Genomic DNA, 17,690 nt, shown 5'->3' with positions numbered 1-17,690 from the left:
TTGCGCACCTTCACGTAGGTGCCCTGTTTGAATTCACCGAGGTGGCCGCCTTTCTTACCTGACGGGCAGGTAGAGTGCTTCTTTGCCAGCTTCTCAAAATCAGCGCCGTCAGCCAGCTGGGCTAACAGGTGCTGATTTTGCCATGATTGTTACCTTGAGTCACAGGGATTTCGCTGGCTATACTACCACGCTGTTTTTCTCCTCCACCGCAATTTCATTGAGTGATTTATCTATCTATGCGTCTTAATCCTAGTCAGCAACACGTCGTCGAATTTGTTACCGGACCCTGTCTGGTACTGGCTGGTGCCGGTTCGGGAAAAACACGCGTCATTACCAATAAAATTGCCCACCTGATCCGCGAATGCGGCTATCAGGCGCGCCATATCGCTGCGGTTACCTTTACCAATAAGGCATCGCGTGAGATGAAAGAGCGCGTAGCGCAGACGCTGGGGCGCAAAGAAGCGCGCGGGTTGATTATCTCCACCTTCCATACGCTGGGGCTGGAAATTATTAAGCGCGAATACGCCGCGCTGGGGATGAAATCGAACTTCTTTCTGTTTGACGACGAAGATCAGCTGGCGCTGTTGAAAGCCCTCACCGAGGAGTGGCTGGAAAACGATAAAACGCTGTTGCAGCAGCTGATATCATCGATCTCCAACTGGAAGAACGATCTGATGGATCCATCGCGGGCGGCTGCCGGGGCGTTATCGGAGCGCGATAAGCTGTTTGCGCACTGTTACGCGCTGTATGACCGCCATCTGAAGTCCTGCAACGTGCTGGATTTCGACGATCTGATCCTGCTGCCGACCCTGCTGTTCCAGCGCAATCTAGAAGTGCGCGAACGCTGGCAGCAGAAAATCCGCTACCTGCTGGTGGATGAATATCAGGATACCAACACCAGCCAGTATGAGCTAGTAAAGCTGCTGGTGGGTAGCCGTGCGCGCTTTACCGTAGTGGGGGATGACGATCAGTCGATCTACTCCTGGCGCGGTGCGCGGCCGCAGAACCTGGTGCTGCTACAGGAGGATTTCCCGGCGCTGCAGGTGATCAAGCTGGAGCAGAACTACCGCTGTTCGGAACGCATTCTGAAAGCGGCGAATATTCTGATCGCCAATAACCCGCACGTATTTGAAAAGCGTCTGTTCTCCGAGCTGGGCTACGGCGCGGAGCTGAAGGTGGTGACGGCCAATAACGAAGATCACGAAGCGGAACGCGTTACCGGCGAGCTGATTGCCCATCACTTTATCAATAAGACCGGTTATAAAGACTACGCGATTCTGTATCGTGGCAACCATCAGTCGCGGGTGTTTGAAAAAATTATGATGCAGAACCGCATTCCTTACCATATCTCCGGCGGCACCTCATTCTTCTCGCGTCCAGAAATCAAGGATCTGCTGGCCTACCTGCGCGTCCTGACCAACGCCGACGACGACAGCGCCTTTACGCGCATTGTGAATACGCCACGGCGTGAAATCGGTTCGGCCACGCTGCAAAAATTGGGCGAGTGGGCGATCCAGCGCAATAAAAGTCTGTTTAGCGCCAGCTTCGATATGGGGCTCGGCCAGACTCTCACCGGGCGCGGTCTGGAATCTCTGCAGCGCTTTACCCACTGGCTGCGGGAGGTAGCGCAGCTGGTAGAGCGCAAGCCGGTGGCTGCGGTACGTGACCTGATCCGCGGTATCGATTACGAGAGCTGGCTGTTTGAAACTTCCGGCAGCCCGAAAGCGGCTGAAATGCGCATGAAAAACGTCAATACCCTGTTCCAGTGGATGACGGAAATGCTGGAGGGCAGCGATATCGATGAACCGATGACGCTGACCCAGGTCGTTATGCGCTTCACGCTGCGCGATATGATGGAGCGCGGCAAGAGTGATGAAGAGTCAGATCAGGTTCAGTTAATGACGCTGCATGCCTCGAAAGGTCTGGAGTTCCCCTACGTGTTCTTGGTGGGCATGGAGGAGGGATTGCTGCCGCATCAGAGCAGTATTGACGAGAATAACGTTGAAGAGGAGCGTCGCCTGGCTTACGTGGGTATCACGCGTGCGCAGAAGGAACTGACGTTTACTCTGTGCCGCGAGCGTCGTCAGTATGGTAAATCAATCTGCCCGGAGCCAAGCCGCTTCCTGCTGGAGTTGCCGCAGGATGAGCTGAAATGGGAGTCGGAGCGGAAAGTCGTCAGCGCGGAAGAGCGCATGCAGAAAGGGCAAAGCCACCTAGCGAATATTCGTGCCCAGCTAGCAAAAGCAAAGAAATAGCCACTCGCGACAATATGGCATCATCGTGAGCGTAGTCGATCTCAGTTTATGACTAAAGACCAGTGCACATAGCTCTGCCAGTGCGCTTCCTGCTCCAGCAGCTCAGCGCGCAGAGGATGCGCATCCAGCCAGCCCTGCGGCAGCGTCAGCGTCAGGTTGTCCTCATCTGCCCGCAAACGGACCGCAGGCAGCGTGTCATCGCGGCGGCGGCTGGCAAAAATTATCGCCAGACGCAGCAGGCGACTGAGCCGTTGAGCCACGCGCGGCGGCACGGCATTCTGCTGGCTTAACAGCGCCAGATCGATGCTGTTGACCTGATTTTGCAGCAGCGTTGCCAGCAGCTTTTTCTGCGCGGGGGTAAAGCCTGGCAGATCGAGATGGCGCACCAGATATGCAGAGTGCTGCGGAGCCTGGCGGAAATCCACGCTTAAACCAATTTCATGGATCAGGCAGGCGCTATCCAGCAGTTCACGGCTGCGATCGTCCAGCTTCCAGCTCTGCCCCACTTGGCGGGCGAAGGTATCGGCTAACTGACGCACGCGGTCAGCCTGCTCGGGATCGATAGCAAAACGGCGCTGGATATTATGCAGCGTGCAGTTGCGAATATCGCGATCCACCGGCAGGTGCAGCATGCCGTAAACCAATCCTTCGCGCAGTGCGCCACCGGCCAGCGTCATGCTGGTGATATTCAGTTCATTAAATATAGCGATAAGAATGGATAACCCGCTCGGAAAAACCAGCGCGCGCTCAAGGGTCAGTCCCTCAATCTCCAACTCTTCCAGCTTGCCGCACTGGATGGCGCTCTGCTTGAGGTGCTGAAGCTTACTCAGCGTAATACGCTCATCCATACCCTGCGCCATCATAATTTCCTGCAGTGCCTGAACGGTGCCGGAAGCCCCGACGCAAACCTGCCAGTCCTGCTCGCACATCGCATCGGCCACCGGCCGGATCATCGCACGCGCGGCCTGTTCGGCCTGCTCGAAATGCTCTTTACCAAGATGGCGATCAGTAAAATAGCGTTCCAGCCAAGTAACGCAGCCCATCGACAGGCTTAACAGCGTAGTGGCCTGCGAACCCTTGCCGGTGACCAGCTCGGTGCTGCCGCCGCCGATATCCACCACCAAGCGCTTATCCGAACCGCCGGTCGTATGCGCAACGCCCTGATAAATCAGGCGAGCTTCTTCCTCACCGCTGATCACATTGACCGGGCAACCCAGAATTTTCTCAGCTTCTACGAGGAATTCACCGGCGTTTGAGGCAATACGCAGGGTGGCAGTGGCGACGACGCGGATCTGCTGCGGGGGAGTATCCTTCAGCTGCTCGGAGAACAGCCGCAGGCACTGCCAGCCACGCTCCATCGCCTCTTCCGATAGATGGTGGCTGGCATCAAGCCCGGCAGCTAGGCGTACCTTACGCTTGATGCGGGCAATGGTCTGGATACTGCCAGCCACTTCACGCACCACCAACATATGAAAGCTGTTCGATCCTAAATCGATTGCAGCATAGAGTGATGATACGCTCAGCATGGCGTTTTAACCTGAACGTTTACGGTTAGGGTTACGCGGTGCGCAGCTGCGGCGGTTGTTATTCCCACCACGGCGCAGACCATTTCCAGAACGAGTTCGGGTTAAGCGTTTTGGCGGCGGCAGATCGCTCATCAGCGCATCGCTGTTATAGCGGCTGACGGCAATGCTATGGCCAATATAGTCTTCAATCGCCGGCAGGTTGAGAGCGTACTCTTCACAGGCTAGGCTAATTGAGTGACCGTTGGCACCGGCACGACCAGTACGGCCAATACGGTGAATATAGTCTTCGCGGTCATCAGGCAGATCGTAGTTGAAGACGTGGGTCACGGCAGGAATGTGCAGACCACGTGCCGCAACGTCGGTAGCGACCAGGATATCGACATCACCTTTGGTGAAATCATCCAGAATACGCAGGCGTTTCTTCTGCGCCACATCGCCGGTCAGCAGGCCCACGCGGTGACCATCGGCAGCCAGATGGCCCCAGATATCTTCACAGCGGTGCTTGGTGTTAGCGAAGATGATCGCGCGGTCGGGCCACTCTTCTTCCAGCAGCGTTTGCAGTAAACGCATCTTCTCTTCATTGGAAGGGTAGAACAGCTCTTCTTTAATACGGTGTCCGGTTTTCTGCTCCGGCTCAACTTCAACGTATTCAGCGTTGTTCATATTCTCAAAGGCCAGTTCACGCACGCGGAAGGAGAGGGTGGCGGAGAACAGCATATTGAGGCGCTGGTTGGCGGCAGGCATCCGGCGGAACAACCAGCGAATGTCTTTAATGAAGCCGAGGTCAAACATACGGTCAGCTTCGTCGAGTACCACCACCTGGATGGCGCCTAAATTTACATGATTCTGTTTAGCGTAATCGATTAAACGACCCGTGGTGGCGATCAAAACATCAACACCGCTTTCAAGCACTTTTAGCTGTTTATCGTAGCCATCGCCACCGTAAGCCAAGCCCAGTTTCAGCTTGGTAACCTGCGCCAGCGGTTCTGCATCCGCATGGATCTGCACCACCAGTTCGCGCGTCGGTGCCATGATTAGCGCGCGAGGTTGGTTAACCTGGCGACCTTCCGGGGCAGGGTGATAAAGAAGATGATGGAACGTTGACGTCAGGAACGCCATCGTTTTGCCGGTACCGGTTTGCGCCTGACCTGCTACATCACGCCCGGAGAGCGTAAACGGTAATGCCAGCGCCTGAATAGGCGTGCAATTATAAAACCCTTTAATTTCAAGGGCTTCAATCACCTGAGGGGGCAGGGCGAAGTCGGAAAACTTCTGTTCTGTTAAGTGTGTTTTGCTCATAGTGAGGTAGAATATCAGCTTACTATTGCTTTACGAAAGCATATCCGGTGAAATAAAAGCAGTGCAATAAACTCAGCCTGATGCTGCTTAATGCTACATCAAAGGTAAAGATAATCCCTTGGAGTAAACATGAGCGATAAAATTACCCACGTGACCGATGACAGCTTTGACGCCGACGTTCTGAAAGCAGAAGATTTGGTACTGGTCGACTTCTGGGCAGAATGGTGCGGTCCTTGTAAGATGATCGCCCCTATTCTCGATGAAGTGGCTGCCGAATATGAAGGCAAGCTGAAAATCGCTAAACTGAACATTGATAAAAACCCAGCAACGGCGCCTAAGTACGGCATCCGTGGTATTCCAACCCTGCTGCTGTTCAAAAATGGCGAAGTGGCTGCGACCAAAGTCGGCGCACTGTCTAAAGGTCAGCTTAAAGAGTTCTTAAACTCGAACCTAGGCTAATCATGCCTTGCCGGCGTTTCGCGGTTTGATTTTTCATCTATCCGCTAGACGCCCGGCATTAAGCGTGCTAAGTTAAATCCACTGCAGCACGACAAACCCAACCTTGTAGTTTGCACCTTATAGAATGACTCCTTGTTGAGCGCTATATTCATCATAATCTTACAGAGATTCAGCAGTCTGACAGTTAGTATCTACTGAATTTCTGGCTTTTTGTCCTCACCGTCTCCTCCTTCCAGATCTGCGTTTTCCTGTACGTGATCATCGAGCGGACTTCGGAACCAAGAGCCAATTAGACAGGCATGGATCTTTCGCCATACCATTTATGACAAACAATTCAAGTTTTACCCCGAGTTTAAGAACCCACCATTATGAATCTTACCGAATTAAAAAATATGCCGGTTTCAGACCTGATTACCCTCGGCGAAAATATGGGGCTGGAAAACCTAGCGCGCTTGCGCAAACAGGATATCATTTTTGCCATCCTCAAACAGCATGCTAAAAGTGGCGAAGACATCTTCGGCGATGGCGTTCTCGAGATATTGCAGGATGGATTTGGTTTCCTCCGCTCTGGAGACAGTTCCTACCTCGCCGGTCCCGATGATATCTACGTTTCCCCTAGTCAAATCCGCCGCTTTAACCTTCGCACTGGTGACTCCATCTCTGGCAAGATCCGTCCGCCAAAAGAGGGTGAGCGTTACTTTGCGCTGCTGAAAGTTAACGAAGTTAACTACGACAAACCGGAAAATGCCCGTAACAAAATCCTGTTTGAAAACTTAACGCCGCTGCATGCCAACTCACGTCTGCGCATGGAGCGTGGCAACGGCTCTACCGAAGATTTGACCGCTCGCGTACTGGATCTGGCTTCGCCGATCGGTCGTGGCCAGCGTGGTCTGATTGTCGCACCGCCGAAAGCCGGTAAAACCATGCTGCTGCAGAACATCGCGCAGAGCATCGCCTACAACCATCCAGACTGCGTGCTGATGGTTCTGCTGATTGACGAGCGTCCGGAAGAAGTTACCGAGATGCAGCGTCTGGTTAAAGGCGAAGTGATTGCTTCTACCTTTGACGAACCGGCATCACGCCATGTTCAGGTTGCTGAGATGGTGATCGAGAAGGCCAAGCGACTGGTCGAACACAAAAAAGACGTTATCATCCTGCTCGACTCCATTACCCGTTTGGCGCGCGCCTATAACACCGTTGTTCCTGCTTCTGGCAAGGTACTGACCGGTGGTGTGGATGCCAACGCCCTGCATCGTCCGAAGCGTTTCTTCGGTGCTGCACGTAACGTGGAAGAGGGCGGAAGTCTGACTATCATCGCCACCGCGCTGGTTGATACCGGTTCGAAGATGGATGAAGTGATCTACGAAGAGTTTAAAGGTACCGGCAACATGGAACTGCATCTGGCGCGTAAAATCGCTGAGAAGCGCGTGTTCCCTGCTATCGATTACAACCGCTCAGGTACCCGTAAAGAAGAGTTGCTGACCACGTCAGAAGAGCTGCAGAAAATGTGGATCCTGCGCAAGATTATTCACCCAATGGGCGAAATCGACGCAATGGAGTTCCTCATCAACAAGCTGGCGATGACGAAAACTAACGATGAATTCTTCGATATGATGAAGCGTTCATAACAGGTTGGTTGCCGATGGTGCTAAACGGTCAAATTGACATTTGACCACACTACCGCCGTCAATAAATAGCTGAAAACTCGGGTAACGCCACGCATAGTCGTGGCGTTTTTTATTTTTGGTCTATAGGCTATTCTGATTATGGAGAATTAGAGCTAATGTGCGGTACAGGGCGAAGTTATAGGTTGCATTGATTATGCGCGCCCTAGTGAATAGAATCAGAATTATACGGGTGTTAATGGCATGAAAATTGCTTATAATACTGCGCAATTCTTATCAGAGAGCTGGTTAATGTGAATTTACTCAATACGAGTACGGAGCTTGTCCTAACTTTTTTATTTTCATTGGCGTTTCTTTTTTTCGCGCGTAAAGCCGCTATTAAAGTTGGACTGATGGATAAACCCAACTACCGCAAACGACATCAGGGCTCGATTCCGCTGGTTGGTGGCATCTCCGTGTTTGCCGGCAGCTGTTTCGCCTTTGCATTGACGAATTTCTATGTGCCTAACGTCCTGCTGTATCTTAGCTGTGCGGGCTGTCTGGTATTTGTCGGCGCGCTTGACGACCGTTTCGACATCAGTGTAAAACCGCGAGCGGTGGTTCAGGCAGGCGTGGCGGTTGTCATGATGATGAAGGCCAAACTCTATCTGCTAAGCCTTGGCTACATCTTCGGCCCTTGGGAGCTGGTGGTCGGGCCGTTTGGCTATGTTTTGACGCTATTTGCCGTCTGGGCCGCGATCAACGCCTTCAACATGGTCGATGGCATTGATGGTCTGTTGGGGGGATTGTCCTGCGTCACCTTCCTCGCTATTGGCGTGATCCTGCTGCTGGATGGCCAGAGCAGCCTAGCGATGTGGTGCTTCATTATGATGGCAGCCATCATTCCATATATTTTGCTCAACCTCGGCATGTTTGGTCGCCGCTACAAAGTGTTCATGGGAGATGCCGGCAGCACGCTGATTGGCTTCACCATTATCTGGATCCTGCTTGCGACCACGCAGGGTCCGAGCCATCCTATTACCCCGGTTACCGCGCTGTGGCTAATTGCTATTCCGTTAATGGATATGGTGGCAATTATGTATCGTCGCCTGAGCAAGGGGATGAGTCCCTTCTCGGCAGATCGGCAGCACATTCACCACCTGATCATGCGTGCAGGCTTCACCTCCCGCCAAGCGTTTGTCCTGATTACCGCCGCTGCTGCGCTACTGGCTGCGGTGGGTGTGCTTGGCGAATACCTGACCTTTATCCCGGAATGGGCGATGTTGGTATTTTTCTTGCTAGCTTTTATGCTGTACGGCTACTGCATCAAGCGGGCATGGCGCGTTGCGCGCATGATTAAAAGATGGAAGCGCTGACTGCTCAATAACCACAACGAGAAGAAAACTTCTACTGACTAAGTAAGCCTGACAACAAGGAACCTGAAATATGACCTATCCTGACGCGGCGGATAACGAGCTAGATATTCGTGATCTTTGCTGCACGCTGTGGCGCGGTAAATTCTGGATTGTCGCCGGTGGCGCACTGTTTGCCGCACTGGCCTTTATTTACTCGCTGCTGGTCACGCCGAAATGGAGCACGATCGCGATTATCGATCGTCCGACGGTGAACATGCTCTCCGGCTATTACTCCCAGCAGCAGTTCTTAAATAATTTTGATATCCGCGCCGGCAATCTGACCACAGCACCACCCACGGTGATGGATGAGGCGTATCAGGAGTTCATCATGCAGCTGTTTGCTTGGGATACCCGGCGTGATTTCTGGGTGCAGACCGACTATTTCAAGCAGCGAAAAACTGGCAATGCGCGGGAAGACGCAGCCCTGCTGGATGAGCTGATTGCCAATATTCAGCAGCAACCTGCCGACAGCGCCAAGAATATCAAGGATACCGTGATGCTGGTGGCTGAGACCGCCGCCGACGCCAACAAGCTGCTGCGCCAGTACGTGGCTTTCGCCAATGCGCGCGCCACTGTACATCTGAATGAAGATCTGGCGGCAGGCTGGGCAGCCCTCAGCATTCAGCTAAAAACGCAGATAAAACGCCAGGAAGCGGTAGCAAAAGCGATTTATGACCGTCAGGTGAACAGCGTACAGCAGGCGTTAAAAATTGTTCAGCAGCAGGGCTTTGAGCAGTCGAAAGCCCAGACGCCTTCCGAACAGCTGCCGGATTCCGAACTGTTCCTGCTGGGGCGCCCGCTGCTGCAGGGGCGTCTGGAAAACCTGCAGGCCAGCGGTCCGTCTTACGACCTAGACTATGACCAGAATCGGGCTATGCAGGCGACGCTAAATGTTGGGCCAACACTGGTGCCGTCTTTCCACACTTGGCGCTACCTGCGCACCCCGGAGGAGCCGGTCAAGCGTGACAGCCCACGCCGCATGCTGCTGATGGTTATGTGGGGCGCTGTAGGGGTTCTGCTGGGTGCCGGAACGGTTCTGGTCCGTCTTAGAAAGGGGCAATAAATGCTGTTAAACACGAGCGAATTAAGAGAGTCACGGTGAAAGTATTAACAGTTTTTGGCACGCGCCCCGAAGCGATTAAGATGGCACCGCTGGTGCATGCGCTGGCGCAGGAAGAGGGTATCGAGTCACGCTTATGCGTGACGGCACAGCATCGGGAAATGCTCGATCAGGTGCTGCAGCTGTTTTCAATCGTGCCGGACTACGATCTTAATATTATGCAGCCGGGGCAGGGGTTAACCGAGATCACCAGCCGTATTCTGGAAGGGCTGAAAACGGTATTTACCGATTTCACTCCTGATGTGGTGCTGGTACACGGTGACACCACCACCACTTTTGCCGCCAGCCTTTCGGCTTTCTACCACCGTATTCCCGTAGGGCACGTGGAGGCCGGGCTGCGTACCGGCGATCTGTGGTCGCCGTGGCCGGAAGAGGCCAACCGTACGCTGACGGGCCACCTAGCGAGCTACCACTTCACTCCAACCACCAGTTCGCAGCAAAATCTGCTGCGCGAGAATCTGCCTGCCCAGCGCATTTTCGTCACCGGTAATACGGTGATCGACGCGCTGTTCTGGGTGCGTGACCGCGTGCTGAGTGACGATGCATTACGTAACAGTTTTGCGGCGCGCTATCCGTTCTTGGCAGCGAACAAAAAGATGATTCTGGTCACGGGACACCGCCGTGAGAGCTTCGGCGACGGATTTGAACGTATCTGTAATGCGCTGGCGGAAATTGCCCGCTTGCATCCCGATACGCAGATCGTTTACCCGGTTCATCTCAACCCCAACGTCAGCGAGCCGGTTAACCGCATTCTAAGTGGGATCGACAACATTATTCTGATCGAGCCGCAGGAGTACCTGCCGTTTGTCTGGCTGATGGATCGCGCCTGGTTAATCCTCACTGATTCCGGTGGCATTCAGGAAGAAGCGCCGTCGCTGGGCAAACCGGTGCTGGTGATGCGCGATACCACCGAGCGCCCGGAAGCGGTTGCTGCCGGTACGGTGATGCTGGTCGGCACCGATGGTGAGAAAATTGTTATCGAAGTCAACCGTTTACTTACCGATGAGGAAGCGTGGTACACCATGAGCCGCGCACATAATCCTTACGGAGACGGACTGGCCTGCCAGCGTATTGTGCAGGCGCTTAAACACAACCGGATTACATTATGAGTTTCAACACCATTTCTGTTATCGGGCTGGGCTACATCGGCCTGCCCACTGCCGCTGCCTTTGCCTCCCGGCAGAAGCAGGTGCTTGGAATCGATATTAATGCGCACGCGGTAGAGACCATCAATCGTGGCGACATTCACATCGTCGAGCCGGACCTCGATCGCGTGGTGAAAACCGCCGTCGACGGCGGCTATTTGCGTGCCGCTACTCAGCCACAGGCTGCAGATGCATTTCTGATTGCCGTTCCTACGCCGTTTAAAGGCGAGCATCAGCCGGATATGGCTTATGTTCAGGCGGCGGCAGAGACCATTGCGTCAGTGCTGAAAAAGGGCGATCTGGTGATCCTCGAATCCACCTCTCCAGTGGGGGCTTCCGAGCAGATGGCCGCATGGTTGGCGACAGCGCGCCCGGACCTAAGCTTCCCACATCAGGCGGGTGAGCAGGCGGACATTCAGGTTGCCTACTGCCCGGAGCGCGTCTTGCCGGGTCAGGTGATGGTTGAGCTGTTTAAAAATGACCGGGTGATTGGCGGTATGACGACCGTCTGCTCGCAGCGCGCCTGCGATCTGTACAATATCTTTCTCGAAGGTGAGTGCGTGGTCACCAACTCGCGCACCGCTGAAATGTGTAAGCTCACCGAGAACAGCTTCCGCGACGTCAATATTGCCTTCGCTAACGAGCTGTCGTTAATCTGCGCCGAGCAGGATATCAACGTCTGGGAGCTAATCCGTCTCGCCAACCGCCATCCGCGCGTGAACATACTGCAACCCGGCCCGGGCGTTGGCGGGCACTGCATCGCCGTCGACCCGTGGTTTATCGTGGCGCAAAATCCCGAGCAGGCGCGGTTAATCCGCATGGCGCGCGAAGTGAATGACGGTAAACCCCATTGGGTGCTGGAGCAGGTGCAGCGTCAGGTTGCCGACTGCCTGATGAGAAGCAACAAGCGCGCTAGCGAGCTGAAAATTGCCTGCCTAGGCCTGACGTTCAAACCCGATATTGACGACCTGCGTGAAAGCCCAGCCGTTCAGGTAACGAAACTGATCGCCGACTGGCATCAGGGCAGCACGCTGGTGGTCGAACCTAACGTGCAGCAGCTGCCTGCTAAACTGCAGCAAAGCGTCACGCTGGTGGCGCTGGATGACGCCCTGCAGCAGGCCGACGTGCTGGTGCTGCTGGTCGATCACCGTCAGTTTAAAACCATCGATCCCGCCAGTGTGAATCAGCCGTGGATTGTGGATACCAAAGGGGTATGGCGTATGAGATATTCGAGCTGTGAACGGGATACTTAAACCCCTCGTCTGGGAGAACACGTTCTTTAACCGGCAGAGTGCGCTGCTGGAGCTGGGCGGTGAGCATCAGCTGGATAGCGCGCAGCTCGACGACTGGCCGCTGGTGCAGGTCAAAGTGCTGGCGCAGCAGAGTGCGGAGCTGGATGCGCTCAGTGCACTCGGTTTTCGCCCGGTGGAAGGGGAAGCGGACTGCATGCTGGGCATCACGCCGGTGGAGCGCCCGACCGGCGTGCGTATTGCGCGCGCGGAGCATATTCCGGCACTGCGCCAGGCCGCGGAAGAAGCATTCACCTTTAGTCGTTTTCGTGCCCCGTGGTATGCATCCGGCGACAGCGGGCGTTTCTATGCGCAGTGGGTGGAAAACGCGGTGCGCGGCACCTTTGATCATCAGTGCCTGTTGGCGGTGGATGAGCAGGGCAATATGCAGGGCTTTGTCTCCCTGCGTGAGCTGGATGACGGCACCGCGCGCATTGGCCTGCTGGCGGTTGTACCTGCGGTTCAGGGGCTGGGCATCGGGCATCGGTTGATGAATGCGGCTAACGACTGGTGCCGCGCGCGCTGCCTGACACGACTTCACGTCGCCACGCAGTCGGGCAACCTCGCTGCGTTGTGTCTTTATCTTCGCTGCGGCGGCGTGATTGAACGCACCGCATACTGGTTATACAGGGAAACGCTATGATTCCGTTTAATGCGCCGCCGGTGGTGGGAACTGAACTTGAATATATGCAGTCGGCCATGGGTAGCGGCAAACTGTGCGGTGATGGCGGTTTTACCCGTCGCTGCCAGCAGTGGATGGAGCAGCGCTTCGCCAGTCGTAAAGTGCTGCTCACCCCTTCCTGTACCGCTTCACTCGAAATGGCAGCGATTCTGATTGATATTCAGCCCGGTGATGAAGTGATCATGCCGAGCTACACCTTTGTCTCGACGGCCAATGCCTTTGTGCTGCGTGGGGCGACCATCGTCTTTGTCGACGTGCGCACGGATACCATGAATATTGATGAGACGCTGATTGAAGCGGCGATCACCGATAAGACCAAAGCGATTGTGCCGGTGCACTATGCGGGCGTGGTCTGCGAGATGGACACCATTATGGCGCTGGCGGAAAAGCACCAGCTGTGGGTGGTGGAGGATGCGGCGCAGGCCGTGATGTCAACCTACAAAGGTCGCGCGCTCGGCAGCATCGGGCATATTGGTTGCTTCAGCTTTCATGAAACCAAAAACTACACGGCCGGTGGCGAAGGTGGAGCGACGCTGGTCAACGGTGCCTCGCTAGTCGAGCGCGCGGAGATCGTTCGCGAGAAAGGCACCAACCGCAGCCAGTTTTTCCGTGGTCAGGTGGATAAATATACCTGGCGCGATATCGGCTCCAGCTATCTGATGGCCGATTTGCAGGCCGCGTATCTCTGGGCACAGCTTGAGTCAGCAGAGCGCATCAACCAGCAGCGCCTGCGGCTGTGGCAGAACTATCATGATGCCCTGCAGCCCCTAGCGGCACGCGGGCGCATCGAGCTGCCCGTCATCCCGGCAAACTGCGAACACAATGCGCATATGTTTTACCTCAAGCTGCGCGATCAGGATGACCGCAGCGCGCTGATCTCTTGGCTGAAAGAGGCCGAGATCCTCGCGGTTTTCCACTACATTCCGCTGCACAGCTCTCCTGCCGGTAGGCATTTTGGTCGCTTCCACGGTATTGATCGCTCCACCCAGATCGAGAGTGAACGCCTGCTGCGCCTGCCGCTGTTCTATAACCTCTCTGATAACAATCAGAAAACGGTGATCGGTTCACTGCTGAGCTATTTCTCCTGATATGTCACTGGCAAAAGCGTCGGTGTGGATGGCCGTTTCCACACTGCTAAAGATTGCTGCCGGGCTGCTGGTGGTAAAAATGCTGGCAGTGACCTACGTACCTGCGCGCGTTGGGCAGGCGGGTAACTTCCGCCAGCTGATCACCGTGCTTGGTGTGCTGGCGGGGGCCGGAATTTTCAACGGCGTGACCAAATATGTTGCGCAGACTCAGCAGCAGCCAGCAGAACTACGCGTGGTTCTTGGCACGACTTCGGCGATGGTGCTCGGATTCGCGCTGCTGCTGGCTGCCGTGTTCCTGCTGTTTGCTGCGCCGATAAGCCGGGCGCTGTTTGGCCATGAGCAGTATCAGCAGGTGATCCGCATCGCCGCTTTCCTGCAGATAGGTATCGCCTGGGCTAACCTCGCGCCGGCGATCATGAAAGGCTTCCGCGATGCCGCAGGCAACGCGCTGGCGCTGATTGTCGGCAGCGTGGTCGGGGTGGTAGCGTGGTTTGTCTGCTACTGGCTTGGTGGCTATAGCGGCGCGCTGGTGGGCTTGACCATGGTCCCGGCTCTGGTCGTGGTGCCTGCGATGTGGCTACTGGCACGGCGTGACCATTTGCCGATGCGCTATCTGCTGCTGCAGTGGCGGCCGGAGTATGCGCGCAGCCTAGGTAAATTCACGCTGATGGCGCTGATCACCGCAGTCACGTTGCCGGTGGCGTGGATGATGATGCGTAACCTGCTGGCGCAGCACGCGGGCTGGGAGCAGGTTGGTTTATGGCAGGGGGTGAGCAGTATTTCAGATGCCTACCTGCAGTTTATTACCGCCTCGTTCAGCGTCTATCTGCTGCCGACGCTGGCTTGCCTGCAGACGAAGGCCGAGATTTCGCGTGAGATCATCAAATCGCTGCGCTTCGTACTGCCCGCCGCCGCCGTCAGCTTCACCGTCTGGCCGCTGATCGGCGATGTGCTGAAAGTCGGTTGCTACGTATTTGGCTACCTAGTGATCGCCAAAGCGTCACTGCGTTTTTATATTCTCACCGAAGTCAGCACAGTTTGTGCTGCTGACCGGTTTTTCCTGCTGGCTGATCCCGCTGCACGGCGCAGCAGGCGCAGCTCAGGCATATATGGCGACCTATATCGCTTACTTTGCACTCTGTGCTGGCGTTTTTATTATCTATCGTAGGCGAGTATGACCAGAGTAATTCATCTTTTAGGCTCAGATATTCCGCATCACAACGCGACGGTGCTGGGCTTTTTTAACCAGGTTTTATATGAGGTTGCCCCATCTTCAGCCCCGCGTGAGTTTTGGGTGGTGAGCGGGCAGGCAACGCTGGCTGGGCACTATCCGCAGCTGGTCATCCGCGTGTTCTCTAGCAAAGCGCAACTAGCGCAGACGACGATCGCTATCGCCAGCCAGCAGCACAGCACGCGCTTTTTCTGCCACGGGCAGTTCAATCCACGCTTGTGGCTGGCACTGCTGGCGTGCAAGATCGCACGCCAGCAGTTTTACTGGCATATCTGGGGGGCCGATCTATATGAAGATGCGGCCAGCCTGAAGTTTCGTCTGTTCTATATGCTGCGGCGCCAGGCGCAAAAGCGCGTGGGGCACGTATTTGCCACCCGTGGCGACATCAATCATTTTCACCAGCGCTTCCCGCGGATGCCCGCATCGCTGCTCTACTTCCCGACCCGGCTGGCGCACAGCGTGCTGGAAAGCCAGGCTGCTGGCGGTCCGCTGACCATCCTGCTCGGTAATTCCGGGGATGCCAGCAACCGTCATATTCAGGCATTGCAGGAGATCTATCAGCAGTTCGGCAACGAGGTGCAGGTGCTGGTGCCGCTGGGCTACCCGGCCAACAATAACGCATACATCGGGCGCGTGCGCGCGGCTGCGGATGCGCTTTTTGCACCGGGCCACGTGCAGCTGTTGACGGAAAAGCTGGCATTCGATAATTATTTACAGCTGCTATCTCGCTGTCACCTCGGCTATTTTATCTTCGAGCGCCAGCAGGGGATCGGCACGCTGTGTCTGCTGATGCAGGCCAACGTGCCGTTTGTGTTGAACCGTAAAAATCCGTTCTGGCAGGACTTGGCTGAGCAGCAGGTGCCGGTACTGTTTAACGGCGATGCGCTGGATGCGACCACGGTCGCGGATGCGCGGCGTCAGCTGCAGAGCCTAGATAAAAGCCGCATCGTTTTTTTTGAACCAAGTTATCTGGCGGGCTGGCAACAGGCGCTGCAAACGGTGGAAGGGGAAAGCGCATGACCTTATTAGAGTTCGCCGGTTTGCTGGTGGTGTACCTGTGCTGCGGTGGATTTATCCTGACGCTGACATGGCGTGAGTTCAGGCGCGTGCGCTTCAACTTTAACGTCTTCTTCTCGCAGCTGTTTTTGCTGACCTTCTTCTTTGGTTTTCCGCTGACCTTCCTGTTGGTGTTTGGCTTCGACGTGCAGGTGGTGCTGCCAGAGTATCTGTTACAGGCGCTGCTGTCGGCGGGCTGTTTCTATGCGATCTACTATGTCAGCTACAAAACCCGGCTGTGCGCGCGCAGCACGGCTCCTGCACGACAGATATTTACCATCAACCGTATTGAAGCCCACTTGAGCTGGGGACTGATGGCGCTGGTGGCGCTGGGCACCGTCAGCGTGTTCTTTATGCATAACGGCTTTCTGCTGTTTAAGCTGCACAGCTACAGCCAGATTTTCTCTGCGGATGTTTCCGGCGTGGCGCTCAAGCGCTTCTTCTATTTCTTTATTCCGGCGATGCTGGTGGTTTACTTCCTCAAGCAGGATTTACGCGGCTGGCTGTTCTTCCTCGTGGCCGCCGTCGGCTTTGGTCTGCTGACCTACACCATCGTCGGTGGTACGCGCGCCAATATCATCATCGCTTTCGCCCTGTTTCTGTTTATCGGCATTATTCGCGGTTGGATCACGCTCTGGATGCTGGTGCTGGCGGGCGTGGGCGGCATTGTTGGCATGTTCTGGCTGGCGCTCAAACGCTATAACCTCGACGTTAGCGGTCCGGAGGCGTTCTACACCTTCCTCTATCTGACGCGAGATACCTTTTCCCCTTGGGAGAATCTCGGTCTGCTGCTGCAAAACTACGACAAGATTGATTTTCAGGGGCTGGCCCCAATCTGGCGCGATTTATACGTGTTTATCCCCAGCTGGCTGTGGCACGGGCGGCCAACCGAAGTGCTTAACAGCACGAACTACTTTACCTGGGAAGTACTGGATAATCACTCTGGCCTAGCGATATCCCCCACGCTGATTGGCTCACTGGTGGTGATGGGCGGTGCGCTGTTTATCCCGCTGGGTGCGGTTGCCGTCGGCATGATTATCAAATGGTTTGACTGGCTGTATGACAAAGGCCGCCATGAACCCAACCGCTACAAAGCCGCAATTCTGCAAAGCTTTTGTTTTGGCGCGGTGTTTAACATGATCGTCTTGGCGCGTGAGGGGCTGGATGCGTTTGCTTCACGCGTGGTATTCTTCTGTATTATTTTTGCTGTCTGTGTGGTAGCCGCTAAGCTGCTGTACTGGCTGTTGGATGTGGTCGGAGTAGTCCGTCCGCGCGCGGCTAGTCGCCCTCTGTCGCCACAGCCGTAGCCTTTGTTTTGCTTAGGTAGAATCTTAGGACGTGGTGTAAATTTGGAAGGATGGTGAGAGCCATTGGCTTATCTGGTAAGGTAATGGTTAATTAGACAATTATCTCAGAAGGAGTCAACCGATGGCCGACGCAGCGCATCAACGCAGATCCTCATGGGCGCGGTGCCGGGGGGGAGACCTCCCGTACCCCTCATTCCCCCCCCCGCCTCGGTAC

14 protein-coding genes and 1 pseudogene are annotated in these 17,690 nt (G+C 55.3%); 12 read left to right on the top strand and 3 right to left on the bottom strand.

From position 1 onward, the window contains the following. A partial coding sequence (locus tag BBW68_RS16025; protein WP_186821289.1) for a peptidylprolyl isomerase occupies positions 1-128 on the bottom strand: 128 nt, incomplete at its 3' end. A gap of 108 nt (positions 129-236) precedes the next feature. Between BBW68_RS16025 and rep the strand changes: the two genes are divergently transcribed. Next, entirely contained in the window at positions 237-2,255 is a 2,019-nt protein-coding gene (rep, locus tag BBW68_RS06220; protein ID WP_070134459.1) for a DNA helicase Rep, read from the top strand. A 41-nt stretch (positions 2,256-2,296) separates the two neighbouring features. Here the strand turns inward: rep and gppA are convergent, their stop codons facing one another. Both gppA and rhlB read right to left on the bottom strand, forming a co-directional pair. Further along, positions 2,297-3,781, bottom strand: coding sequence for a guanosine-5'-triphosphate,3'-diphosphate diphosphatase (gene gppA, locus BBW68_RS06215; protein WP_070134458.1), 1,485 nt, complete (start codon positions 3,779-3,781; stop codon positions 2,297-2,299). 6 nt (positions 3,782-3,787) lie between these two features. Then, complete coding sequence (rhlB, locus tag BBW68_RS06210) at positions 3,788-5,080, bottom strand: ATP-dependent RNA helicase RhlB (protein ID WP_070134457.1); 1,293 nt, start codon at positions 5,078-5,080, stop codon at positions 3,788-3,790. 129 nt (positions 5,081-5,209) lie between these two features. On the opposite strand from rhlB, the gene trxA reads away from it, so the two are divergent. The 11 genes and pseudogenes from trxA (at position 5,210) to wzyE (ending at position 17,476) form a co-directional block, all read left to right on the top strand. Then, positions 5,210-5,539, top strand: a complete 330-nt coding sequence (trxA, locus tag BBW68_RS06205; RefSeq protein WP_070134456.1) for a thioredoxin TrxA — start codon at positions 5,210-5,212, stop codon at positions 5,537-5,539. A 368-nt stretch (positions 5,540-5,907) separates the two neighbouring features. Continuing rightward, positions 5,908-7,167 carry a transcription termination factor Rho gene (rho, locus tag BBW68_RS06200; protein ID WP_070134455.1) on the top strand — a complete coding sequence of 420 codons (1,260 nt, stop codon included), beginning with the start codon at positions 5,908-5,910 and terminating at the stop codon, positions 7,165-7,167. 290 nt (positions 7,168-7,457) lie between these two features. Then, positions 7,458-8,519 (top strand): UDP-N-acetylglucosamine--undecaprenyl-phosphate N-acetylglucosaminephosphotransferase, encoded by a 1,062-nt coding sequence (gene wecA, locus BBW68_RS06195; RefSeq protein ID WP_070134454.1) that lies wholly within the window; start codon positions 7,458-7,460, stop codon positions 8,517-8,519. 70 nt (positions 8,520-8,589) lie between these two features. Further along, complete coding sequence (gene wzzE, locus BBW68_RS06190; protein ID WP_070134453.1) at positions 8,590-9,621, top strand: ECA polysaccharide chain length modulation protein; 1,032 nt, start codon at positions 8,590-8,592, stop codon at positions 9,619-9,621. A 35-nt stretch (positions 9,622-9,656) separates the two neighbouring features. After that, positions 9,657-10,787, top strand: a complete 1,131-nt coding sequence (wecB, locus tag BBW68_RS06185) for a non-hydrolyzing UDP-N-acetylglucosamine 2-epimerase (protein WP_070134452.1) — start codon at positions 9,657-9,659, stop codon at positions 10,785-10,787. Beyond that, the gene (gene wecC, locus BBW68_RS06180) at positions 10,784-12,076 is read left to right on the top strand and encodes a UDP-N-acetyl-D-mannosamine dehydrogenase (protein WP_070134451.1); all 1,293 of its coding nucleotides are present in this window, start codon (positions 10,784-10,786) and stop codon (positions 12,074-12,076) included. Before wecB ends, wecC begins: the two co-directional genes overlap by 4 nt. Beyond that, a complete protein-coding gene (rffC, locus tag BBW68_RS06175) occupies positions 12,060-12,755 on the top strand; it encodes a dTDP-4-amino-4,6-dideoxy-D-galactose acyltransferase (protein WP_102135763.1) in 696 nt (231 codons plus the stop codon). Before wecC ends, rffC begins: the two co-directional genes overlap by 17 nt. Beyond that, positions 12,752-13,882 carry a dTDP-4-amino-4,6-dideoxygalactose transaminase gene (gene rffA, locus BBW68_RS06170; RefSeq protein ID WP_070134449.1) on the top strand — a complete coding sequence of 377 codons (1,131 nt, stop codon included), beginning with the start codon at positions 12,752-12,754 and terminating at the stop codon, positions 13,880-13,882. Before rffC ends, rffA begins: the two co-directional genes overlap by 4 nt. Before the next feature lies 1 nt (position 13,883). Continuing rightward, positions 13,884-15,060, top strand: a pseudogene (wzxE, locus tag BBW68_RS06165) (lipid III flippase WzxE). Further along, positions 15,057-16,133 (top strand): TDP-N-acetylfucosamine:lipid II N-acetylfucosaminyltransferase, encoded by a 1,077-nt coding sequence (wecF, locus tag BBW68_RS06160; protein ID WP_070134448.1) that lies wholly within the window; start codon positions 15,057-15,059, stop codon positions 16,131-16,133. The pseudogene wzxE and the gene wecF overlap by 4 nt, the downstream one beginning before the upstream one ends. Beyond that, positions 16,130-17,476, top strand: a complete 1,347-nt coding sequence (gene wzyE, locus BBW68_RS06155) for an ECA oligosaccharide polymerase (RefSeq protein ID WP_070134447.1) — start codon at positions 16,130-16,132, stop codon at positions 17,474-17,476. Before wecF ends, wzyE begins: the two co-directional genes overlap by 4 nt. Positions 17,477-17,690 lie beyond the last annotated feature (214 nt).

Origin of the sequence: Candidatus Erwinia dacicola, from assembly GCF_001756855.1 — a bacterium.
GTDB classification, from domain to species: Bacteria; Pseudomonadota; Gammaproteobacteria; order Enterobacterales; family Enterobacteriaceae; genus Erwinia; species Erwinia dacicola.
Note: the sequence above shows the minus strand (reverse complement) of the source record. Positions and strands in the feature narration are given on the sequence as shown.

Bases quoted from the DNA above. Each gene is read 5' to 3' on its own strand.
- rep (WP_070134459.1), top strand. From the start codon at position 237: ATGCGTCTTAATCCTAGTCAGCAACACGTCGTCGAATTTGTTACCGGA.
- gppA (WP_070134458.1), bottom strand. From the start codon at position 3,781: ATGCTGAGCGTATCATCACTCTATGCTGCAATCGATTTAGGATCGAAC.
- rhlB (WP_070134457.1), bottom strand. From the start codon at position 5,080: ATGAGCAAAACACACTTAACAGAACAGAAGTTTTCCGACTTCGCCCTG.
- trxA (WP_070134456.1), top strand. From the start codon at position 5,210: ATGAGCGATAAAATTACCCACGTGACCGATGACAGCTTTGACGCCGAC.
- rho (WP_070134455.1), top strand. From the start codon at position 5,908: ATGAATCTTACCGAATTAAAAAATATGCCGGTTTCAGACCTGATTACC.
- wzzE (WP_070134453.1), top strand. From the start codon at position 8,590: ATGACCTATCCTGACGCGGCGGATAACGAGCTAGATATTCGTGATCTT.
- wecC (WP_070134451.1), top strand. From the start codon at position 10,784: ATGAGTTTCAACACCATTTCTGTTATCGGGCTGGGCTACATCGGCCTG.
- rffA (WP_070134449.1), top strand. From the start codon at position 12,752: ATGATTCCGTTTAATGCGCCGCCGGTGGTGGGAACTGAACTTGAATAT.
- wecF (WP_070134448.1), top strand. From the start codon at position 15,057: ATGACCAGAGTAATTCATCTTTTAGGCTCAGATATTCCGCATCACAAC.
- wzyE (WP_070134447.1), top strand. From the start codon at position 16,130: ATGACCTTATTAGAGTTCGCCGGTTTGCTGGTGGTGTACCTGTGCTGC.